This window comes from Pseudomonas sp. S1_G07 (assembly GCF_054668565.1).
Genome location: NZ_CP162778.1, coordinates 604,365 through 625,312, shown reverse-complemented (window position 1 = coordinate 625,312; position 20,948 = coordinate 604,365). Strand labels below are relative to the sequence as shown.

At 61.6% G+C, this 20,948-nt stretch carries 25 protein-coding genes and 1 pseudogene; 10 read left to right on the top strand and 16 right to left on the bottom strand.

Translation table 11 applies throughout. From position 1 onward, the window contains the following. The first annotated feature begins 223 nt into the window (after positions 1–223). The 4 genes from ftsY to rpoH all read left to right on the top strand — a co-directional run bounded on the left by ftsY (position 224) and on the right by rpoH (position 4,292). Complete coding sequence (ftsY, locus tag AB4O05_RS02960; RefSeq protein WP_460133202.1) at positions 224–1,621, top strand: signal recognition particle-docking protein FtsY; 1,398 nt, start codon at positions 224–226, stop codon at positions 1,619–1,621. Further along, complete coding sequence (gene ftsE / locus AB4O05_RS02955; protein WP_003176700.1) at positions 1,618–2,289, top strand: cell division ATP-binding protein FtsE; 672 nt, start codon at positions 1,618–1,620, stop codon at positions 2,287–2,289. Before ftsY ends, ftsE begins: the two co-directional genes overlap by 4 nt. After that, positions 2,286–3,308: a permease-like cell division protein FtsX gene (gene ftsX / locus AB4O05_RS02950; RefSeq protein ID WP_460133205.1), complete on the top strand. Its 1,023-nt coding sequence runs from the start codon at positions 2,286–2,288 to the stop codon at positions 3,306–3,308. The genes ftsE and ftsX overlap by 4 nt, the downstream gene beginning before the upstream one ends. 129 nt (positions 3,309–3,437) lie before the next feature. Further along, a complete protein-coding gene (rpoH, locus tag AB4O05_RS02945) occupies positions 3,438–4,292 on the top strand; it encodes an RNA polymerase sigma factor RpoH (protein WP_460133208.1) in 855 nt (284 codons plus the stop codon). Between the two features lie 191 nt (positions 4,293–4,483). Here rpoH and mtgA read toward each other — a convergent pair whose 3' ends face one another. Continuing rightward, on the bottom strand, positions 4,484–5,206 hold the full coding sequence (gene mtgA, locus AB4O05_RS02940; protein WP_460133210.1) for a monofunctional biosynthetic peptidoglycan transglycosylase: 723 nt from the start codon (positions 5,204–5,206) through the stop codon (positions 4,484–4,486). Between the two features lie 74 nt (positions 5,207–5,280). Between mtgA and AB4O05_RS02935 the strand changes: the two genes are divergently transcribed. The 4 genes from AB4O05_RS02935 (at position 5,281) to trmB (ending at position 7,532) form a co-directional block, all read left to right on the top strand. Beyond that, positions 5,281–5,655, top strand: a complete 375-nt coding sequence (locus AB4O05_RS02935) for a DUF423 domain-containing protein (protein ID WP_460133213.1) — start codon at positions 5,281–5,283, stop codon at positions 5,653–5,655. A gap of 79 nt (positions 5,656–5,734) precedes the next feature. Next, entirely contained in the window at positions 5,735–5,935 is a 201-nt protein-coding gene (gene thiS / locus AB4O05_RS02930) for a sulfur carrier protein ThiS (protein WP_460133216.1), read from the top strand. 67 nt (positions 5,936–6,002) lie between these two features. Next, positions 6,003–6,797, top strand: coding sequence for a thiazole synthase (locus tag AB4O05_RS02925; RefSeq protein ID WP_460133219.1), 795 nt, complete (start codon positions 6,003–6,005; stop codon positions 6,795–6,797). Positions 6,798–6,806: 9 nt separating this feature from the next. After that, positions 6,807–7,532, top strand: a complete 726-nt coding sequence (gene trmB / locus AB4O05_RS02920) for a tRNA (guanosine(46)-N7)-methyltransferase TrmB (protein ID WP_460133222.1) — start codon at positions 6,807–6,809, stop codon at positions 7,530–7,532. A 78-nt stretch (positions 7,533–7,610) separates the two neighbouring features. Here trmB and AB4O05_RS02915 read toward each other — a convergent pair whose 3' ends face one another. The 9 genes and pseudogenes from AB4O05_RS02915 to AB4O05_RS02875 form a co-directional block, all read right to left on the bottom strand. Continuing rightward, positions 7,611–7,934, bottom strand: coding sequence for a DUF3392 domain-containing protein (locus AB4O05_RS02915; protein ID WP_003176691.1), 324 nt, complete (start codon positions 7,932–7,934; stop codon positions 7,611–7,613). Between the two features lie 19 nt (positions 7,935–7,953). Further along, positions 7,954–9,156, bottom strand: a complete 1,203-nt coding sequence (gene hemW, locus AB4O05_RS02910) for a radical SAM family heme chaperone HemW (protein ID WP_460133226.1) — start codon at positions 9,154–9,156, stop codon at positions 7,954–7,956. Continuing rightward, positions 9,153–9,749: an RdgB/HAM1 family non-canonical purine NTP pyrophosphatase gene (gene rdgB / locus AB4O05_RS02905; protein WP_460137701.1), complete on the bottom strand. Its 597-nt coding sequence runs from the start codon at positions 9,747–9,749 to the stop codon at positions 9,153–9,155. The genes hemW and rdgB overlap by 4 nt, the downstream gene beginning before the upstream one ends. Continuing rightward, positions 9,746–10,180, bottom strand: coding sequence for a DUF4426 domain-containing protein (locus AB4O05_RS02900; protein ID WP_460133228.1), 435 nt, complete (start codon positions 10,178–10,180; stop codon positions 9,746–9,748). Before AB4O05_RS02900 ends, rdgB begins: the two co-directional genes overlap by 4 nt. Before the next feature lie 21 nt (positions 10,181–10,201). Continuing rightward, entirely contained in the window at positions 10,202–10,822 is a 621-nt protein-coding gene (gene metW / locus AB4O05_RS02895; RefSeq protein ID WP_460133231.1) for a methionine biosynthesis protein MetW, read from the bottom strand. 7 nt (positions 10,823–10,829) lie between these two features. After that, positions 10,830–11,968 (bottom strand): annotated as a pseudogene (metX, locus tag AB4O05_RS02890) (homoserine O-succinyltransferase MetX). 105 nt (positions 11,969–12,073) lie between these two features. Continuing rightward, positions 12,074–12,661 carry a YggT family protein gene (locus tag AB4O05_RS02885; RefSeq protein ID WP_460133233.1) on the bottom strand — a complete coding sequence of 196 codons (588 nt, stop codon included), beginning with the start codon at positions 12,659–12,661 and terminating at the stop codon, positions 12,074–12,076. A gap of 54 nt (positions 12,662–12,715) precedes the next feature. Then, positions 12,716–13,534 (bottom strand): pyrroline-5-carboxylate reductase, encoded by an 819-nt coding sequence (proC, locus tag AB4O05_RS02880; protein WP_460133235.1) that lies wholly within the window; start codon positions 13,532–13,534, stop codon positions 12,716–12,718. Between the two features lie 33 nt (positions 13,535–13,567). Beyond that, positions 13,568–14,254, bottom strand: a complete 687-nt coding sequence (locus tag AB4O05_RS02875; protein WP_460133238.1) for a YggS family pyridoxal phosphate-dependent enzyme — start codon at positions 14,252–14,254, stop codon at positions 13,568–13,570. 57 nt (positions 14,255–14,311) lie between these two features. Between AB4O05_RS02875 and AB4O05_RS02870 the strand changes: the two genes are divergently transcribed. Then, positions 14,312–15,346 carry a type IV pilus twitching motility protein PilT gene (locus AB4O05_RS02870; protein ID WP_460133240.1) on the top strand — a complete coding sequence of 345 codons (1,035 nt, stop codon included), beginning with the start codon at positions 14,312–14,314 and terminating at the stop codon, positions 15,344–15,346. A 137-nt stretch (positions 15,347–15,483) separates the two neighbouring features. Here the strand turns inward: AB4O05_RS02870 and AB4O05_RS02865 are convergent, their stop codons facing one another. Next, a complete protein-coding gene (locus AB4O05_RS02865) occupies positions 15,484–16,119 on the bottom strand; it encodes a C40 family peptidase (protein WP_460133242.1) in 636 nt (211 codons plus the stop codon). A gap of 249 nt (positions 16,120–16,368) precedes the next feature. On the opposite strand from AB4O05_RS02865, the gene AB4O05_RS02860 reads away from it, so the two are divergent. After that, positions 16,369–16,797, top strand: coding sequence for an NINE protein (locus tag AB4O05_RS02860; protein ID WP_460133244.1), 429 nt, complete (start codon positions 16,369–16,371; stop codon positions 16,795–16,797). Between the two features lie 140 nt (positions 16,798–16,937). On the opposite strand, the gene AB4O05_RS02855 is transcribed toward AB4O05_RS02860, so the two are convergent. From AB4O05_RS02855 to AB4O05_RS02835, 5 genes are all read right to left on the bottom strand, one after another. Further along, on the bottom strand, positions 16,938–18,209 hold the full coding sequence (locus tag AB4O05_RS02855) for a dihydroorotase (RefSeq protein WP_460133246.1): 1,272 nt from the start codon (positions 18,207–18,209) through the stop codon (positions 16,938–16,940). Next, positions 18,206–19,210 (bottom strand): aspartate carbamoyltransferase catalytic subunit, encoded by a 1,005-nt coding sequence (locus tag AB4O05_RS02850; protein WP_460133248.1) that lies wholly within the window; start codon positions 19,208–19,210, stop codon positions 18,206–18,208. Before AB4O05_RS02850 ends, AB4O05_RS02855 begins: the two co-directional genes overlap by 4 nt. 24 nt (positions 19,211–19,234) lie before the next feature. Continuing rightward, complete coding sequence (gene pyrR / locus AB4O05_RS02845; protein ID WP_460133250.1) at positions 19,235–19,741, bottom strand: bifunctional pyr operon transcriptional regulator/uracil phosphoribosyltransferase PyrR; 507 nt, start codon at positions 19,739–19,741, stop codon at positions 19,235–19,237. A 146-nt stretch (positions 19,742–19,887) separates the two neighbouring features. Continuing rightward, positions 19,888–20,325, bottom strand: a complete 438-nt coding sequence (ruvX, locus tag AB4O05_RS02840) for a Holliday junction resolvase RuvX (RefSeq protein WP_460133253.1) — start codon at positions 20,323–20,325, stop codon at positions 19,888–19,890. Next, positions 20,325–20,894, bottom strand: coding sequence for a YqgE/AlgH family protein (locus tag AB4O05_RS02835; RefSeq protein WP_460133256.1), 570 nt, complete (start codon positions 20,892–20,894; stop codon positions 20,325–20,327). Before AB4O05_RS02835 ends, ruvX begins: the two co-directional genes overlap by 1 nt. Between the last annotated feature and the right edge of the window lie 54 nt (positions 20,895–20,948).

The following is a 20,948-nucleotide window of genomic DNA, read 5'->3' as shown; positions in this document are numbered from 1 at the left end:
AACCTGTTGGGCTGCCCGCTTGGTCTTAGCGTCGGCGGGCGAGGAGGTGCTAGGATACCGATCCGACTTAGGGGCGGCCACTGCGGCTGTCTTGTTGAGGCCTTATTTAGGCCTTACAAAATGTTGCGCATGAACGAGCGGGCTTTAAAACAGTCTGTTACGCATCGAATTTTATTTACCGACGTGCCCCTTGGCGCGCCGCTACCTTGAGATAGCCGTCTCCATGTTTGGTTCCAACGACGACAAGAAGACCCCAGCTGCGGCTGGCGAGAAGAAAGGCCTGTTCGGATGGCTGCGCAAAAAGTCGCAGGAAACCGTCGTCGAACAGCCGCAGGTTCCAGCTGAACCGATCACCGATCCTATAGTAGAAGCCGAACCGATTGCCGAAACGCCGGCGCCCGTGGTGTTGCCGATGGCCGAGCCGGTGTTGCAGCCGGTGGTTGAGGCCGAGCCGCAACCTGAGCCCGAACACGCACCATGGCCGCAGCTGCCGGTGGCCGAAGAGCCCGTGGCACTGGTCGAGGATGTGCAGGCCGAGCACGTGGTGCCGCCGATCCCCGTGGCAGCCGAGCCGGTGGAGGTCGTGGTTGAAGCGCCGCCGGTCATCGAAGTACCGGCTCCCGCCGTGGTTGCTGCTGCGCCCGCCGTTATCGAGCCGGAACAACCGCTCGTCGTATCGGCCGAAACCAGCAAGACCGGTTTCTTCGCCCGCCTCAAACAAGGCCTGAGCAAGACCAGCGCCAGCATTGGCGAAGGCATGGCCAGCCTGTTCCTCGGCAAAAAAGTCATCGACGACGAATTGCTGGAAGACATCGAAACCCGCCTGCTGACCGCCGACGTGGGCGTCGAAGCCACCGCCGTGATCATCCAGAGCCTCACGCAGAAGGTCGCGCGCAAGCAACTGACCGACGCCGACGCGCTGTACAAATCTTTGCAGGCCGAGCTGGCTGCCATGCTCAAGCCGGTAGAAGCGCCGCTGGTGATCACCCCGAAGAAGCCCTTTGTGATCCTGGTGGTAGGCGTCAACGGTGCCGGCAAGACCACCACCATCGGCAAGCTGGCCAAGAAGCTGCAGCTGGAAGGCAAGAAAGTCATGCTTGCCGCTGGCGATACCTTCCGTGCCGCCGCCGTCGAACAGTTGCAAGTGTGGGGTGAGCGCAACAAGATCCCGGTGATTGCCCAGCACACCGGCGCGGACTCCGCTTCGGTGATCTTCGACGCCGTGCAGGCCGCCAAGGCCCGCAACATCGATGTGCTGATCGCCGATACCGCCGGTCGTCTGCACACCAAAGACAACCTGATGGAAGAGCTGAAGAAAGTGCGCCGCGTCATCGGCAAGCTTGATGCCGACGCGCCCCACGAGGTGCTGCTGGTGCTGGACGCCGGTACCGGGCAGAACGCCATCAGCCAGGCCAAGCAATTCAACCAGACGGTGCAACTGACCGGCCTGGCATTGACTAAGCTCGACGGCACGGCCAAAGGCGGCGTGATCTTCGCCCTGGCCAAACAGTTCGGGTTGCCGATTCGTTATATCGGTGTCGGCGAAGGCATCGACGACCTGCGCACCTTTGAAGCCGAACCCTTTGTCCAGGCACTGTTTGCCGAGCGGGAGCGTTCATGATTCGATTCGAACAGGTCGGTAAACGCTATGCCAACGGGCATGTCGGCTTGCATGAGCTGAGCTTTCGAGTACGGCGAGGCGAGTTTTTGTTCGTGACCGGTCATTCCGGTGCCGGTAAAAGTACCTTGTTGCGCCTGCTGCTGGCCATGGAGCGCCCGACCACCGGCAAATTGCTGTTGGCGGGCCAGGACCTAGCCACCATCAGCAATGCGCAGATCCCGTTCCTGCGCCGCCAGATCGGCGTGGTGTTCCAGAACCACCAGTTGCTGTTTGATCGCACGGTGTTCAACAACGTTGCGTTGCCGCTGCAGATCCTTGGGTTGTCCAAGGCCGAAATCATCAAGCGCGTGGATTCGGCCCTGGAACGCGTGGCACTGTCGGACAAGACCGACCTGTACCCAGGCGACCTGTCCACCGGCCAGCAACAGCGCGTCGGCATTGCCCGCGCTATCGTCCATCGCCCGGCCCTGCTGCTGGCGGACGAGCCCACCGGTAACCTCGACCCGCGTCTGGCGGCCGAGATCATGGGGGTATTCGAAGACATCAACCGCCTGGGCACCAGTGTACTGATCGCCAGTCACGACCTGGCGCTGATCGCACGCATGCGCCATCGCATGCTGACCCTGCAACGCGGACGCTTGATCGGTGACGGGGAGGCCGGCGTATGAGTGCAACACGTAGTCCCAAGGTTTCCGAGCGCGTAGCGCCGAAAGCGGCTGACCCGCAACCGAAAAAGAAAAAACACGACGAAGACGACGGCCCGGACTTCAGCACCCTGCTGCGCGCCTGGATCGAAAGCCATCGTGCCAGCCTGCTGGACAGCCTGCGCCGCCTGGGCAAGCAGCCGATCGGCAGCTTTTTCACCTGCCTGGTGATGGCCGTGGCCCTGAGCCTGCCGATGGGCTTGTCGCTGCTGCTTAATAATGTGGAGCGCCTGGGCGGTTCCTGGCAGCGTGCGGCGCAGATTTCGCTGTACTTGAGTCTCGATGCCAGCACTAAAGAAGGCGAAGCGTTGCGCGACGACATCAAGCAGATGCCGGGCGTGGCGGATGCCGAATACGTCAGCCGCGACCAGGCCCTGGAAGAGTTCCAGCAACAGTCCGGCCTGGGGGAGGCGCTCAAGGAGCTGCCGCAGAACCCGCTGCCGGGCGTGGTGCTGGTGACGCCGAACGAAGTCGACAAGCCTGCCCTCGAAGCGCTGCGACAAAAACTCGCAGAGATGCCGAAGGTGCAACAGGCGCAACTTGATCTAGTCTGGGTAGAGCGCCTGGCGGCCATCCTCAAGCTGGGTGACCGCTTTGTGTTCGGCCTGACGGTGCTGTTGGTGTCTGCATTACTTTTGGTGATAGGTAATACCATTCGTCTTCATATTGAAAACCGTCGCACCGAGATAGAAGTGATTAAACTGGTCGGCGGCACGGACAGCTATGTGCGTCGTCCTTTTCTGTACATGGGCGCGCTTTATGGCTTTGGTGCAGGGATTTTATCCTGGGGCGTGCTGGCGTTTGGCCTGAACTGGCTGAATGACGCGGTCGTCGGGCTTGCCGGGTTGTACGGCAGCGATTTTGCCCTGGCCGGCGTGCCGGTGGCTGACGGTCTGAGCCTCTTGCTTGGCGCGGTCTTGTTGGGTTATATCGGTGCCTGGATTGCGGTGGCGCGGCATTTACGCGAGCTGACGCCAAAGTAGTTAATGTCACGGTAATGTGGTTTCGTTTGTATTGACCGTATCAGCGGTATAGGGAACTTGTCCTACGGTTCCCGGTCAATTTTCGCAGTGCTGAACTGCACGAGTTATGTGAGTCGGAGGTTTTTTCGTATGACCACTTCTTTGCAACCTGCTTATGCCTTGGTCCCGGGTGCGAACCTGGAAGCCTATGTGCACACGGTTAACAGCATTCCCTTGCTGACACCCGAGCAGGAGCGTGAACTGGCCGAGAGTCTCTACTATGAGCAGGATTTGGGGGCGGCTCGGCAGATGGTGCTTGCCCACCTGCGTTTTGTCGTACATATCGCCCGTAGCTATAGCGGCTACGGGCTGGCCCAGGCTGACCTGATCCAGGAAGGCAATGTCGGCCTGATGAAGGCGGTCAAGCGCTTCAACCCCGAGATGGGTGTGCGCCTGGTGTCGTTCGCCGTGCACTGGATCAAGGCGGAAATCCACGAGTTCATTCTGCGCAACTGGCGCATCGTGAAAGTGGCCACCACCAAGGCCCAGCGCAAGCTGTTCTTCAACCTGCGCAGCCAGAAGAAACGCCTGGCGTGGCTGAACAACGAGGAAGTCCAGCGCGTGGCCGAAAGCCTCGGCGTGGAGCCCCGTGAAGTGCGCGAGATGGAAAGCCGCCTGACTGGCCATGACATGGCCTTCGACCCGGCCGCGGAAGCGGACGACGACAGCGCTTTCCAATCGCCGGCGAACTACCTGGAAGACCACCGGTATGACCCGGCGCGCCAACTGGAAGACGCCGACTGGAGCGACAACTCCAACCACAACCTGCACGAAGCGCTGGAAGTGCTGGACGACCGCAGCCGTGACATCCTCTACCAGCGTTGGCTGGCGGAAGAAAAAGCCACGCTGCACGACCTGGCGCAAAAGTACAACGTGTCGGCCGAGCGCATTCGTCAGCTTGAGAAAAGCGCGATGAACAAGCTGAAGTTATCGATCGCCGCCTAAAATGCTGTGAACGAACAAAAAAATGCCCCGCTCGAAAGATCGGGGCATTTTTTGTGTCCGAAAGCCTGGCGTCCAACGCGGTGCACTGTAGGGGCTGGCTTGCCTGCGATGAGGCCCAGTCAGCCAACTCATCTGCAACCTGACACACCGCCATCGCAGGCAAGCCAGCTCCTACAGTGGACCGCAGTGTGTCATTCGGACCAGGGCGCTTTGCGCGAGTTGTTCAGCTCCACCAGATAACCGTCCCCGCCCAACTGACTCATCTGCTGGCGAATCCACGCCGCGCGCCGCGCCACATAGGCCGTTGGATGGCTGGCACTCCACACCCGTGGATTGGGCAGTACGGCGGCCAAGTAGCTGGCCTGCTGCCGCGACAGCCCCTTGGCGCTCACCCCAAAGTGATGCCGTGCGGCTGCTTGCGCGCCAAACACCCCTTCATCCCACTCCACGCTGTTGAGGTACACCTCAAGAATCCGCTGCTTGGGCCACAGCAGCTCGATCAGCCCGGTAAACCAGGCCTCCAGCCCCTTGCGCAGATAACTGCGACCGGCCCACAGGAACAGGTTCTTCGACACCTGCTGGCTCAGCGTACTGGCGCCACGGATCGAACCGCCACGCTCGTTGTGCAGGATCGCCGCCTGGATCGCGCCGAAATCAAAACCCCAATGCTGCGGGAAGCGCTGGTCCTCACCGGCCATTACCGCCACTTTCAGGTCATCTGAGATCTCGTCCCACGGCACCCAGGTGCGCTGCAGGTCAATGGGTTCGCCGTCGAACCAGGACTCGATCTTGCGCTCCACCATCAGGGCGGTGAACGGTGGGGGGACGACACGGAACAGCAGCACCAGCAACACACTGCCGATGGCAAACCATTTCACGACGTTGAGAAAGCGTTTGAAGAGGAGACGCAGCATAGAGATGGCTTGGCCGAACACGTTGAGCGGGCCATTATACAGACCCTGCCCGATGAGTCTGACTGGAGTTCCTCATGCTGCGTAGCTTTCTGATGCTGGCTGCCTTTTTCGGCTTCACCGGTGTCGCCCTCGGTGCCTTCGCCGCCCACGGCCTGAAAAACCGCCTGAGCGTCGAGTACCTGGCGGTTTTCCACACGGGTGTCACTTACCAGTTGGTGCATACCCTGGCGTTGTTCGGCGTGGCGCTGCTGGCTGCGCATATCCCTGGCCGCATCGTGACGTGGGCGGGCATCTCGTTTGCCGTCGGCATCCTGCTGTTCTCCGGCAGTTTGTATGTGCTGACCATGACCGGCATCAGCAAGCTCGGCATCATCACGCCATTCGGCGGCTTGGCCTTCCTGTTCGGCTGGTTCTTGTTGGGCTTGGCAGCATGGCGCTTGCAGCTATGACCGCTTGACGCTTGAAGCTGACCTTCAGGTCCCAATCGCGCTAGAATGCTGGCCCCTAAAAACGATGGCGGCCCGTGGCATGCGCATTCAGTTGAACGGCGAACCCTTTGAACTGCCCGACGGTGAAACCGTCGCGGCCCTGCTGACCCGTCTGGACCTGATCGGACGTCGCGTCGCAGTGGAGCGCAACCAGGATATCGTCCCGCGCAGCCAGCACGCCGAGACCGCCCTCACCGAAGGTGACCAGGTCGAAGTGGTCCACGCCATCGGCGGCGGCTAGCCGTGTGCGCCACGCGCTTGCGTGGCCCCGAATTCTGCAGAACCTCACCCCATTACGAGGATTTCCCATGAGCATCGTTCGTAACGACAAGCCCTTCGTCCTGGCCGGTCGTACCTACCAGTCCCGTTTGCTGGTCGGCACCGGCAAGTACCGCGACATGGAAGAGACCCGCCTGGCCATCGAAGCCTCGGGCGCCGAGATCGTGACTGTGGCCGTGCGCCGCACCAACATCGGCCAGAACCCTGGCGAACCGAACCTGCTGGATATCCTGCCGCCGGACCGCTACACCATCCTGCCGAACACTGCTGGTTGCTACGACGCCATTGAAGCCGTGCGCACCTGCCGCCTGGCCCGTGAGCTGCTCGACGGCCACAACCTGGTGAAGCTGGAAGTGCTGGCCGACCAGAAAACCCTGTTCCCCAACGTGATCGAAACCCTCAAGGCCGCCGAAACCCTGGTCAAGGAAGGTTTCGACGTGATGGTCTACACCAGTGATGACCCGATCATCGCCCGCCAACTGGCCGAGATCGGCTGCATCGCCGTGATGCCGCTGGCGGGCCTGATCGGCACGGGCCTGGGCATCTGCAACCCCTACAACCTGCAGATCATCCTGGAAGAAGCCAAGATCCCGGTGCTGGTGGATGCGGGCGTGGGCACTGCCTCCGACGCCACCATCGCCATGGAGTTGGGCTGCGAAGCGGTGCTGATGAACTCGGCCATCGCCAACGCCCAACAGCCGATCATGATGGCTGAAGCCATGAAACACGCCATCGTTGCAGGCCGCCTGGCCTACCTGGCCGGTCGCATGCCGAAAAAACTCTACGCCAGCGCCTCTTCGCCGCTGGATGGTCTGATCAAGTAAGAGCCATTGATGACTGAATCAAACGAAACGCCGAACACCGTGGACGCCGCTGACGAGTCCAAGCACCGCCGGATCAAGAGTTTTGTAATGCGTGCCGGTCGCATGACCGAAGGCCAGCAAAAGGGCCTGGAACAAGGTGCGCCATTGTTCGTATTGCCCCTGGCCGACGCGCCGGTGGACTACGACCAGGTGTTCGGCCGTTCGGCACCACGTTCCCTGGAAATCGGCTTCGGCATGGGCCATTCCCTGCTCGAAATGGCGGCTGCGTCGCCGGAACAGGACTTCATCGGGGTCGAAGTGCACCGCCCAGGTGTCGGCGCGCTGCTCAATGGCGTGCTGACCCAGGGCCTGACCAACCTGCGAGTCTACGACTGCGATGCGATCGAGGTGCTCAACCGCTGCATCGCCGACAACAGCCTCGACCGCCTGATGCTGTTCTTCCCCGACCCATGGCACAAAGCCCGTCACCACAAGCGCCGTATCGTGCAAGCCTCCTTCGCGGAACTGGTGCGTAGCAAGCTTAAAGTCGGCGGCATCCTGCACATGGCCACCGACTGGGAACCGTATGCCGAATACATGCTGGAAGTGATGAACGTCGCCCCTGGCTATCGCAACCTGGCCGAAGACGGCAAATGCGTGCCACGCCCTGCAGAGCGTCCGATCACCAAGTTCGAACGTCGTGGTGAGCGGTTGGGGCATGGGGTTTGGGATTTGAAGTTCGAGAAGCTGGCTTAACTCGCACTTGAATTGAAATGCAATCAAATGTGGGAGGGGGCAAGTCCCCTCCCACATGTGTTTGTGTTGGGTCTGAGGTCAGCGGCGGTCCGCGACGACGCCAATCAACACCAGCACCACCACCAGCACCGGCGCCAGGCTGTAGTTATTGAACTGGCTCAAGCCCCGCACAATCCATGGCGTGGCGTAGATCAGTGCCGCGCCGCTGCCGATCATGCACAGCAGGGCCATCAGCGGGACGCGCAACGCGCCGGCGATGCTGCCCAGGCGTGCTTCGACCCAGCCTTTAATGTCGGCGCCAAACAGCACCAGCAGGCAGCCGACAAGGGCCAGGGAGATTTCCGACAAGTTGCTGCGGCTCCAGCGGGATACGGTGGCGAGCAGGTCGAGTACCAAATCCATTCGATTTCCTTAAGAGCGATCAGCTCAAAAACTTCTGCAGCAGGTCATTGAGAAAGAGTTGCCCGCGGTCGGTCGCCGCCAGGCGTGACGGTTCGACCTGCATTAAGCCACTTTGTTCTGCCTCGCGACGCGCCTGATCCAGGCTCCCCAGGTCGAGGCCGGTGCGCTCGGCGTACAGCTTGGCTTCAACGCCGTCGGTAAGGCGCAGGGCGTTCATCAGGAACTCGAAGGGCAGCTCTTCGTTGGTCAGCTCTTTCGCGCCAGCCTGGAAGTTTTTGGCCGGGTTGAGGTAGTCCTTTGGCGCGCGGGTCTTCCAGGTGCGCACGATGCGCCCGTCCGGGTGGCTGAGCTTGCCGTGGGCGCCGGCGCCGATGCCGATAAAGTCGCCAAAGCTCCAGTAGTTCAGGTTATGCCGCGCCGGGCGACCGGGCTGGGCATAGGCCGACACTTCATATTGCGCGTAACCGTGCTCGGCGAGCAGTGCCTGGCCGGCTTCCTGGATGTCCCACAGGGTATCGTCTTCCGGCAGGGCGGGCGGCTGGTTCCAGAACACGGTGTTGGGTTCCAGGGTCAGTTGGTACCAGGACAGATGCGTCGGTTTGAGCTCGATGGCCTGGCGCAGGTCGCTCAAGGCGTCGTCCAGGGATTGGTCGGGCAGGCCGTGCATCAGGTCCAGGTTGAAATTATCGAACCCGGCCTGGCGCGCCATACCGGCAGCGCGCACGGCTTCATCACCGTTATGGATGCGCCCCAGAGCTTCGAGCTTTTGCTGTTGGAAGCTCTGGATGCCAATGGACAGGCGATTGATCCCCAGCTTGCGATACGCCACGAACTTCTCTTGTTCGAAGGTGCCAGGGTTGGCTTCCAGAGTGATCTCGATATCGTCGGCAAACGGGATGCGTGCTTGCACGCCCTTGAGCAGGCGACCCAGTGCCGCTGCGCTGAACAGGCTGGGTGTGCCGCCACCGAAGAAGATCGAACTCAGCTCACGGCCATGAACGGCGTGCAGGTCCTGGTCCAGATCAGCCAGCAAGGCATCTACGTACTCTTCTTCCGGCAGCACCTTGCTGGCGGTGTGGGAGTTGAAGTCGCAATAGGGGCATTTGCGCACGCACCACGGGATGTGGATATACAGCGCCAGAGGCGGCAGTACAGGCAGCGCCGCCCGAGGTGTTTGCGCGCCGCCGTGGATCAGCGGCTGCGCGGACGTGTTCCGGGTCATTTCAAGCCCAGGCGCTGGCGCAGCAAATTCATTGCGCGGGCGCGGTGGCTGATCTGGTTCTTGTCGGCCGGACTCAGCTCAGCGCTGGAGACATTACGCTCGGGCACCCAGAACAGCGGGTCATAGCCAAACCCATGTTCACCGCTGGCCGCATGCAGGATGCGCCCGTGCCACAAGCCTTCGCAGAGGATTGGCAGCGGGTCGTCGGCATGCCGTACCAGCGCCAGCACGCAGACGAACTGTGCGCCACGCTCGGCATCCGGCACATCCTTGAGGGCGTCCAGCAGCTTGGCGTTGTTAGCTGCGTCGCCCTTGCCGTCGGCATAACGCGCCGAATAGATGCCAGGGGCACCGCCGAGGAAGTCCACCGCCAGCCCCGAGTCATCCGCCAGTGCCGGCAGACCGGAGAGGCGCGCGGCGTTGCGTGCCTTGAGGATGGCGTTTTCGACGAACGACAGGCCGGTCTCTTCCGGTTCGACTTGGCTGAACTCGCCAACCGAGCGCAACTGCACGGATTCGCCGAGCATGGCCTGCAGTTCTTTGAGCTTGCCGGCGTTATGGCTGGCCAGTACGAGTTGGGTCAGGTTCATCAGTCGGCCGGAAACAGTTCTTGGTTGAATTGGAAACCATGGGCCTTGCCGCCGGTTTCAACGTTGATGGTAAACGTCTTGTATTCCCGCTGCGTCACGGAGTAGGGCGCGAGGTAGCTGATCCCGCCTTTCTCTTCGATTTGCTTGAACGTCAGGATCTCGCTCTTGCCGCCCAAGTCCTTGATGGTGCCGGTCACCTGCGCCGCCACCGGGGTCACGCCCTTGATCACGGTCACATTGATCAAGCCCTTCTCTTTGCTGCGTACCACGCCGACGTTCTGGGCGGTCTCTGGTGGCAGGAAGCTCGACGTGAAGGTGTTGTAGTGAACGGTGATATCACCGAAGTCTTTTTTGCGATTTGCATCGATGGTGTCCGCGGCCATGGCGCTGGCGCCCAGGCAGGCGGTCAATAGAAAAACAGCCAAACGACTCATGATCGTCCCTCTTGATAATGATTAGACGGCAATCTTGTGGTCCGCAAGGCCAGGACTGCTGACCCGGTAAATCCCGATTTCGCCCAACAAATTGGGCCATAGCTTGCTCGCCCAGCCGTGACGGTGCTGTTGGTCCACGGCGAGGCGGTTGATCACCTTGGCTTCACGCTCGCTGCACAGGGCTTCGAAGTCTTCGAAGGTGCAGAAGTGGATGTTCGGCGTGTTGTACCACGTGTAGGGCAGGAAGTCCGAGACCGGCATCCGCCCCTTGGTGGCCAGGTACCAGCGGCAACGCCAGTGCCCGAAGTTGGGAAAGGTGATGATGCACTGGCGGCCTACACGCAGCATCTCGTCGAGGATGCGGTCCGGGTAGTGCACCGCTTGCAGGGCCTGGGTCATCACTACGATGTCGAAGCTGTTGCTGGCAAAGTTGCCCAGGCCCTTGTCCAGGTCCTGTTCGATCACGTTGATCCCCTTGGCCACGCACTGGGCGATGTTGTCGGGGTCGTTTTCCAGGCCGTAGCCGGTGACCTGCTTGTTATCGCGCAGCCAGCTCAGCAGTTCGCCATTGCCGCAGCCAAGGTCGAGCACGCGGCTGCCGGCGGGGATCCAGTCTTGGATGATGTCCAGGTCGGCTCTCATGGCGTTCTCACAAAGTTATGCGGTTCATGTAGTTACTGAATGCCTGCAGATAACGTGGGATCGGAATCAGGAAGGCGTCGTGGCCTTGTGGTGCGTCGATCTCCAGATAGCAGACGTCTTTACGGGCAGCCATCAAGGCATCCACCAATTCTCGCGAGCGCGCCGGCGAGAAACGCCAGTCGGTGGTGAACGACATCACGCAGAACTTGGCCGTGGCGCCCTCGAAGGTTTTCGCCAGGTTGTCGTCAAAGTTCGCCGCCGGGTCGAAGTAGTCCAGCGCCTTGGTCATCAGCAGGTAGGTGTTGGCGTCGAAACGCCCCGAGAACTCCTCGCCCTGATAGCGCAGGTAGCTTTCCACCTGGAATTCGACGCTGTGGAAGTCGTAGTTGAGCTTTTCGCTCTTGAGGCCACGGCCGAATTTCTCGCCCATGGAATCGTCGGACAGGTAGGTGATGTGCCCGACCATTCGCGCCAGCATCAGGCCGCGCTTGGGGATCACGCCCGCTTCCTGGAACGAACCGCCATGGAAGTCCGGATCGGTGAGGATCGCCTGGCGCGCCACTTCGTTGAAGGCGATGTTTTGTGCCGACAATTTGGGGGCCGAAGCGATGGCCAGGCAGTGGCGCACACGGTCGGGATAGGTGATGGTCCATTGCAGCGCCTGCATGCCGCCCAGGCTGCCGCCAATCACGGCGGCCCACTGGTTGATACCCAGCCGGTCGGCGAGGCGCGCCTGGCTGTGTACCCAGTCTTCCACGGTGAGCACCGGGAAGTCGGCACCGAATGGCTTGCCGGTGTCCGGGTTGAGGCTGCTGGGGCCGGTGGAGCCGTTGCAGCCGCCGAGGTTGTTCAGGCTGACCACAAAGAACCTGTTGGTGTCGATGGGCTTGCCAGGGCCGATGCAGCTGTCCCACCAACCGGGCTTGCGCTCGTCGACGCTGTGGAAGCCGGCGGCGTGGTGATGGCCGGACAAGGCGTGGCAGATCAGCACGGCGTTGCTCGCCGTGGCATTCAGTTGGCCGTAGGTTTCATAGATCAGGTCATAGGCTGGCAACGAACGACCGCAGGCCAGGGCCAGCGGCTCGCTGAAGTGCGCCAGTTGGGGCACGACCAGTCCAACAGAATCGGGGGGAAGGCAGTTGGCATCGACCCTGCTCTCGTTTAAATGAGGCGTAAGTCTAAAGAGCGCTGCACCCAGCGGCAAGCAAAGGCCGGAGGTTATTCGGCCTTTGCCTGCAGGTCGGGCCTGAATCAGATCAGGCCGAACAGTTCCTTGGGCATGAATGCATAGAACGCCAGGCGCGGGATCACCCAGCTTTGGATCAGTTGGATCGCGATGAACGCGAAGATCGGCGAGATATCCAGGCCGCCCAGGTTGGGGATCAGGCGACGGAACGGCGCCAGCACCGGCTCGGTGATCTGATAAACCAGCTCGGCGCCTGGGCTGCGGCTGCCCGGAGCGACCCACGAGAGGATCACGCTGATGATCATCGACCAGAAGATGATCTTCAAAAACAGCGAGAAGACGCCGATCAGCGCCCAAGGCAACAGCAAGATGGTGAAGGCCTGGTAGCCGTTGAGCATCAGGATCACCACGAACAGCAGGATCTGCAGCAGCAGCGCCAGCACCAGTGACGACATGTCCAGGCCGAACAGGCTCGGGATCACCCGCCGCAGCGGTTTGAGCAGCGGTTGGGTGGCCTTCACCACGAACTGGCACAGCGGGTTGTAGAAGTTCGCCCGCACCAGTTGCAGGATAAAACGCATCAGCACGATCAGCAGGTAAAGGCTGCCCAGGGTCTGGATGATGAAAATGGCAGCGTCATTGATTCCGAGCATGTTTGATTCCTATCGAGTTCAGTTGCGTCGAGTCCAATAGCCGATAAGGGACGTCTATTTGCCCAGTTGCTCGGCCATCTCGGCCGAACGGTGTGCCGCGGCACCCAGTGCTTTTTCCACCAAGGCTTCAAAGCCCCCGGCCTGAAACGATTCGATGGCCGCCTGGGTGGTGCCGCCGGGGGAGGTCACCCGGCGGCGCAACTCGGCGGCGTCCACCTCACTGGTCACGGCCATCTGCGCGGCGCCCAGGGCGGTTTGCTCGGCCAGTTGTTCGGCGATGTCCTTGGGCAGGCCCAGTTTCACGCCCGCGGCGGTCATGGCTTCGATCAGCAGGAAGAAGTACGCCGGGCCGCTGCCGGATACGGCGGTGACCGCGTCCAGTTGCTGCTCCTGCTCCAGCCACAGGGCGATACCTACGGCGGACAGCAGTTGCTGGGCCTGGTCACGCTGTGCGGCGCTGACTTCGCTGGTGGCGTACAAACCGCTCACGCCCTGGCGCAGCAGCGCCGGGGTGTTGGGCATGCAACGCACGATCGGTTGGGCACCCAGCCAGTGATTCATGCTGGCGCAGGTGATGCCGGCGGCGATGGATACCACCAGTTGATGGGGTTGCAGGCTCGGGCGCAGGCTTTCGCACACCGCTTTCATGGCCTGCGGCTTGACCGCCAGCACGATCACATCGACGCCTCGGATGGCCTCGGCGTTGTCGGCAAAGGTTTCGATACCGTGTTCGGCGCTGACGCGGGCGCGGGTCTCGTCGCCCGGGTCGCTGGCGCGGATCTGCCGGGCTTCGAGGCCCTTGGCCCGCAGGCCACCGATCAGACTGGCCGCCATGTTACCGGCGCCGATAAAGGCAATACGCGTGTCGTTCATGACAGGTCCTTAGCTAAATGGAAGTCAGCCATTTCATGGCTGGCCGTAGTCGCGGGCGCCGAACAGGGCGGTACCGATCCGCACCCAGGTGGCGCCTTGGGCGATAGCCGACTCAAGGTCGTGGCTCATGCCCATGGAAAGTGTGTCGAGCGGCAGGTTCAAGCTGGCTTGCAGGTCACGAACGGCAGCGAATGCCGCGTCTTGGGCGGCTCGCTCTTGCGTCGGTTCCGGGATCGCCATCAGGCCGCGCAACGACAAGCGTGGCAGGTCGCTGATCGCCTTGGCCAGGGCCGGCAGGTCGGCGGGCGTGCAGCCGGACTTGCTGGCTTCGCCACTGACATTGACCTGGATGCAGATATTCAGCGGCGGCAGGTCGGCCGGGCGTTGTTCGGACAGGCGTTGTGCGATTTTCAGGCGGTCCACGGAATGCACCCAAGCGAAGTTCTCGGCGATCGCACGAGTCTTGTTCGATTGAATGGGGCCAATGAAGTGCCAACTCAAGGGCAGGTCGGTTAATTGCGCCTGTTTGCCCAAGGCTTCCTGCAGATAGTTTTCGCCAAAATCGCACTGGCCCGCCGCATAGGCTTCGCGCACGGCTTGCGCGGGCTTGGTCTTGCTCACGGCCAGCAGGTGGATGCTATTGGCGTCACGTTGCGCGGCGTCGGCCGCGGCACGGATGCGCTGGCTAACCAGGCCGATGTTGTCTGCTATCGTCGACATTCAAGATGCGCCCGTGGATATGGAGTCCGCGGCATTCTACTGGAAATGGAAAGCCCTATGGATATCACTGAATTGTTGACGGTTGGCGTCAGCCGCGGTGCCTCCGACCTGCATCTGTCGGCCGGTCTGGCGCCGATGCTGCGAGTGGATGGCGAGGTGTGGCCGCTGGATTGGCCGGTATTGTCGGCCCTGCAAGTGAGGGACTTGCTCAGCCCTTTGCTCAATCACTATCAGCAAAAGGATTTCGAAACATCTCTTGAAACGGATTTTGCCTTCGAGTTGCCTGGCCTGGCGCGGTTTCGGGTGAACGTGTTCCAGCAGGATCGCGGCATAGGCGCGGTGTTTCGCACCATCCCGGCCGAGGTTCAAAGTTTGGAAAGCCTGGGGCTGGGGGCGGTGTTCCAGCGCATCGCACGGTTGCCGCGCGGCCTGGTGCTGGTGACCGGGCCCACCGGCTCGGGCAAGTCCACCACCCTGGCGGCGATGATCGATGACCTCAACAGGCATCGACGCCAGCACATCCTCACCCTGGAGGACCCTATCGAGTTTATCCACAGGCCGAAAACCGCCCTGATCAATCAGCGCCAGGTGCACCGTGACAGTCACAGTTTCGCTGCGGCCCTGCGCTCGGCGCTGCGGGAAGATCCGGATGTGATCCTGGTGGGTGAGTTGCGTGATCTGGAAACCATTCGCCTGGCCCTGACGGCCGCTGAGACCGGGCATCTGGTCTTTGGCACCCTGCACACCACCTCGGCGGCAAAGACCATAGACCGGCTGGTGGACGTGTTCCCGGCGGGCGAGAAGGCCATGATCCGCACGATGCTGTCGGAGTCGTTGCAGGCAGTGGTGTCACAGGTGTTGGTAAAGAAGGTTGGCGGTGGGCGGGTGGCGGCCCATGAAATCATGCTGGGTACGCCAGCCATTCGTAATTTGATCCGTGAAGACAAGGTGGCGCAGATGGTCTCGGCGATTCAGACGGGTGGGGCGTTGGGGATGAAGACGCTGGATATGAGTTTGAAGGCGTTGGTGAGCGATGGGCTGGTCAGTCGGGAGGACGCGCGGGGGCAGGCAAAGGTGCCTGCAGATATTTGAAACAACCTGTAGGAGCGAGGGGGACGCCTAGTTCTTGCTCGCGAAGAACGTCGACGATAACGCAGTGCTATCAGGTAGCCCGCGTCGCCTGTGTGTTCTTCGCGAGCAAGCACTAGGCGTCCCCCTCGCTCCTACAGTCAGCGCTGGACTACCCGCAAGGTGTTCTGCTCTTTGGGCAGAACCCGCTTGGCAATCACGTAGTTCTTGTTCCAGAACGGCTTTTTCAGCGTGTCGATGCTCACCGACTTGCCACGACGCGGTGCGTGGATAAAGCGGTCGTTACCCAGGTAGATGGCAACGTGGTTCACCTGGCGGCTCTTCAGTTTGAAGAACAGCAGGTCGCCCGGTTTCAGGTCCTTGCGATCAACCTTTTGCCCGTGGCCGGCGGCCATGGCGTTGGAAGTGCGCGGCAAATCCACGGCGGCGACGTCGTTAAACGCATATTTCACCAAACCGCTGCAATCGAACCCTTTACTTGGGCTGCTGCCGCCCCAACGATAGGGAGTACCGAGCACGTTGACGGCGCGGCTGAGGACATTGCTGCTTTGTTTGGTGTTGACTGCCGCGAGGCCGTGAGTTGCTTTACCGTGGGCCTTGCCCAGGTGGGTCGGACGGTTGACCGTGGGCGTTATCGATTTGGCGGTGCTTGGGGTGCTATGAGCTTTAGGGGTGAAACCGTTAACGTTAGGAAGTCGTTGCTCACGATTGGTGGCGTGGGCGGCCAGTGGCATTAATAGGCAAATGGTTAGCCATGTCTTGAAAAATGGTCGCATTAGGCGTGGCTCTTATAGGTTTGCGCGCAACTTTATAACAGCTTTTTGTGCCGTTCTCAGGCCGTTTGTCGACTGAACCTTGGGGTCAAAATCAGGAAAAGCGCGACGAATCGCCGCAATTGTCCTACACAAGGCAGGTGGCATAAGGCTTTCAGGGCAGGAAGATACCATTTGCCGTACGTCGGGCGCCTGTAAAAAAGTCACAAAGAAAGTGAAAAAATTTATCTATCGAGGCAAAAGAGGTACGCGATGAACACCTATCAACAGTTTGGTCAGCAGCAAGACACCCACAGCAAGGTGATCGGTTACCTGCTGTGGATTTTTGGTTTTACCGGGGCGCATCGCTTCTATTACGGCAAACCTGTCACCGGCACGATCTGGTTTTTTACCTTCGGTCTGCTGGGTATTGGTTGGCTGATCGACCTGTTCCTGATCCCGGCCATGGACCGTGAAGCCGACCTGCGCTTTACCGCCGGGCCCATCGAATACAACGTGGCCTGGATACTGTTGGCGTTTCTCGGGGTGTTCGGCGTGCACCGCATGTACCAGGGCAAATGGATCACCGGCCTGATCTACCTGTTGACCGGCGGTTTGTTCCTGGTGGGCGTGCTGTATGACTTCTGGACGTTGAATACGCAGATTTCGATCCGCAATGCCGAGCGCAACGGCGGCCGGTAGATCATAAATAACCTGTAGGAGCGAGGGGGACGCCTAGTTCTTGCTCGCGAAGAACGTCAACGATAACGCAGTGCTATCAGGTAGCCCGCGTCGCCTGTGCGTTCTTCGCGAGCAAGCTCGCTCCTACAGTTTTTAATGGCTCAAGCCTGGTAGCTGATGTGTCCGTCGACCAGTGTGTAACGCACCGCCGCCGGCAGGCTATGCCCAATGAACGGGCAGTTTTCACCCTTGGACAGCCAGTGCTCGCCGGCAATGGTGGAACTGGCCGGATCAAACAGCACCAGGTCCGCCGCCGACCCCACCGCCAACGTGCCCGCCGGCAGGCGCAAGGCCTGGGCCGGACCGGCACTCAGGCGTGCGAGCAGCGTCGGCAGGTCCAGCAAACCGTCTTCCACCAGCGTCATTGCCAATGGCAGCAACAGTTCGACGCTGCTGATGCCCGGCTCTGTCGCGCCAAACGGTGCCAGCTTGGCATCGCGCTCGTGGGGCTGGTGGTGGCTGGAAATTGCCGAGACCACCCCCGACTTCACCGCCGCGCGCAAACCGTCACGGTCGGCCAGGGTACGCAGGGGCGGTTGCACGTGGTACAGGCTGGAGAAGTCGATCAATGCCTCATCCGTCAGGATCAACTGGTACAACGCCACGTCCGCGGTCACCGGCAAGCCACGGGCCTGGGCCTGGGCGATCAGGGCCACGCCACGAGCGCTGGTCAATTGGCTGAAGTGCGCACGCACGCCGCTTTGTTCCACCAGCAGCAGGTCACGGGCCAGGGCCACGGTTTCGGCGGTTTCCGGGATACCCGGCAGGCCGAGGAAGCTGGCCACGGCGCCTTCGTGAGCCAGGCCGCCTTCGGCCAGGTCGTGGTCCTGGGAGTGGAAGACCACCGTCAAATCGAAGGTGGCCGCGTATTCCAGTGCGCGGCACAGGGTGCGGGTGCTGCGGAAACTCTCCAGGCCGTTGCCGAAGGCCACGCAACCGGCGTCGCGCAGGGCAATCAGCTCGGCCAGTTGCTCGCCTTCCAGGCCTTTGCTCAGGGCGCCGATGGGGAACACTTTGCAATTGCCGGCTTCGCGGGCACGGTCGAGGATCAGCTCGGTCACCGCCGAGGTGTCGAGGACCGGCTTGGTGTGCGGCGGGCAGCACAGGCTGGTCACGCCACCGGCCGCCGCGGCGCGGGTTTCGCTGGCGATGGTGCCCTTGCGGCTGTAGCCCGGCTCGCGCAGGGCGACGTTCAGGTCCACCAGGCCAGGCGCGGCCACCAGGCCGTTGGCATCAAGGGTATCGCTGGGGCTGAACCCACTGGGGGCGGCGCCGATGGCGATGATCTTGCCGGCTTCCAGATGAAGATCGGTCACTTGATCCAGGCCACTGGCCGGATCGATAACGCGAGCGCCAAGAATGCTGAGCTTCACTGGGCGTTCTCCTGCTCGAATTGACGTTGCGCGGTTTGCCCGCTCATGGCCATGGACAACACCGCCATGCGCACGGCGATGCCGTAAGTCACCTGGTTGAGGATCACCGACTGGTTGCCATCGGCCACCGCCGATTCAATCTCCACCCCCCGGTTGATCGGGCCTGGGTGCATCACGATGGCATCCGGCTTGGCGCCGGCCAGGCGTGCGGTGGTCAGGCCGAACAGGCGGTAGAACTCACCCTCGCTCGGCAGCAGGCCACCGGCCATGCGCTCGCGTTGCAGACGCAGCATGATCACCACGTCCACACCCTTGAGGCCTTCGGCCATGTCGGTATAGACCTTCACCCCGTACTGCTCGATACCGATCGGCAGCAGGGTTTTCGGCGCGATCACGCGAATGTCCGGGCAGCCCAGGGTTTTCAGGGCCAGCATGTTCGAGCGCGCCACCCGCGAGTGCAGGATGTCGCCGACGATGGCCACCGAGAGGTTTTCAAAGCTGCCCTTGTGCCGACGGATGGTGAGCATGTCGAGCATGCCCTGGGTCGGGTGGGCGTGACGGCCGTCGCCGCCATTGATGATCGCCACCTGCGGGCACACGTGCTCGGCGATGAAGTGCGCGGCGCCGGAGTCGCCGTGGCGCACCACGAACATGTCGGCGGCCATGGCTTCCAGGTTGCGCAGGGTGTCGAGCAGGGTTTCGCCCTTGCTCGCCGACGAGGTGGACACGTTCAGCGTGATCACGTCAGCCGACAACCGCTGCGCCGCCAGTTCAAAGGTGGTGCGGGTGCGCGTGGAGTTCTCGAAGAACACGTTGCAGATGGTTTTGCCGCGCAACAACGGGACTTTCTTCACCGCCCGGCCACCGACCTCGAGGAACGAGTCAGCGGTGTCGAGGATTTCGATGAGCAGCTCGCGGGGCAAACCGTCGAGGGACAAGAAATGTTGCAACTGGCCCTGAGCATTGAGCTGCAGCGGGCGCTTGGCATCTAGAGGCGTCATCGCGGGGACTCTTTACAAGGCGGTTTAAAGGGCAAGGTCTTGCAGTTCGAGTTCGAGCGGCGTGGGACCGGACAATTTTACCCGTTGGTGGGCTTGCAGAGGCAACGTGGCACCCACCACATCCGGGCTGATCGGCAATTCGCCGGCGTCCAGATCCAGCAGGCACACCAAGGTCACACTGGCCGGGCGGCCATAGTCGAACAGTTCGTTCAGGGCGGCGCGGATGGTGCGGCCACTCATCAGTACGTCATCGATCAAGACCAGGTGCTGACCTTCGATCTCGAAGGGCAGGGCGGACGGACGCACTTGCGGGTGCAGGCCGTTCTGGCTGAAGTCGTCACGGTAGAAGGACACGTCCAGCGTGCCCAGGGGCGAATCGCTGCCCAGTTCTTCCAGCAGCGCCTGGGCCACCCACACGCCACCGGTGCGAATACCGATAAAGCGCGGTTCGCTGATGGCACGGTGTTCCAGGTGCGCCTTGAGGTGTATCGCCATCTGGCTGATCAGTTCGGCGGGATTCGGCAGGCTCATGGTGGCTCCTTCAAGGCAGGCGATAGTGTGTAGGAGCGAGCTTGCTCGCGAAGAACTCACAGGCACCGCGTGCATCATTGGATGCGCGCGTAATCGTTGACGTTTTTCGCGAGCAAGCTCGCTCCTACAAAAAGCAATGCGACAAGTCAGGATGTAAATAAAGCGGTGTTTTCATCCAGCCAACCCTGCAACAGCAAGGCGGCGGCGATGGCGTCCACGGGGTTGTCGCGGTAACTGCCCTTTTGTCCGCCACGGTCTTTACGCTCACCCTTGGCTTCAAAGGTGGTCAGGCGTTCATCGTGGGTATAGAAGGGGATGTTGTAGCGGCCATTGAGGCGCCGGGCGAATTTTTCGGCACGCAGGCACATGTCGCTGGGCGTGCCGTCCATGTTCAGGGGCAGGCCGACCACGACGGCGTCGGGCTGCCATTCCTTGATCAGGGCTTCGACCTGGTTCCAGTCCGGTATGCCGTTCTGGGCCTTGAGTGTGCACAGCTCGCGGGCCTGGCCGGTAATGACCTGGCCGACCGCGACACCGATCTGTTTGGTGCCATAGTCAAAACCGAGGATCAGACGCAAGGCCATCAGGCGTGCCCCGCCTGGCTGGTCAACAGGTTGAGGTTGACCCGCAGCTTGGCGGCGGCCGCCTCCAGGCGCAGTTCGCTGGCGGTGTTGAACAGGATGTCAGCGTCGAAGGGGCACGTGAGCCAGGCATTGCTGGCCAGTTCAGCCTCCAGTTGCCCGGCCTCCCAGCCGGCGTAACCCAGGGTGATCACGCTGTGCTCGGGGCCCACGCCGTCGGCGATGGCGAACAACACGTCCTGGGAGGTGGACAGCGACACACCGTCGAGGTCTACGGTGGCCTGGAACTTCGGCCCGGTCGGGTGCAGCACGAAACCGCGATCGGTCTGCACCGGGCCGCCGATATAGATCGGTACATGCTGGCAACGGGCCGGCGGGTCGACCTCCGGGCGCAGTTGCTCGAGGATATCGGCCAGGTTCAGCTCCTGCGGGCGGTTCACCACCAACCCCATGGCACCATTGGCCGTGTGCTCGACGATGTAGGTCAAGGTTTGCGCAAAGTTCGGGTCGGCCATATGGGGCATGGCGATCAGGAATTGGTGCTTGAGGTAGGTCGGGTTGACATTTTTCATGTCCGCTAGTGTGGCGTTGGAGGGGCGAACTGACAAGCTGGGTTGGACCTTAAT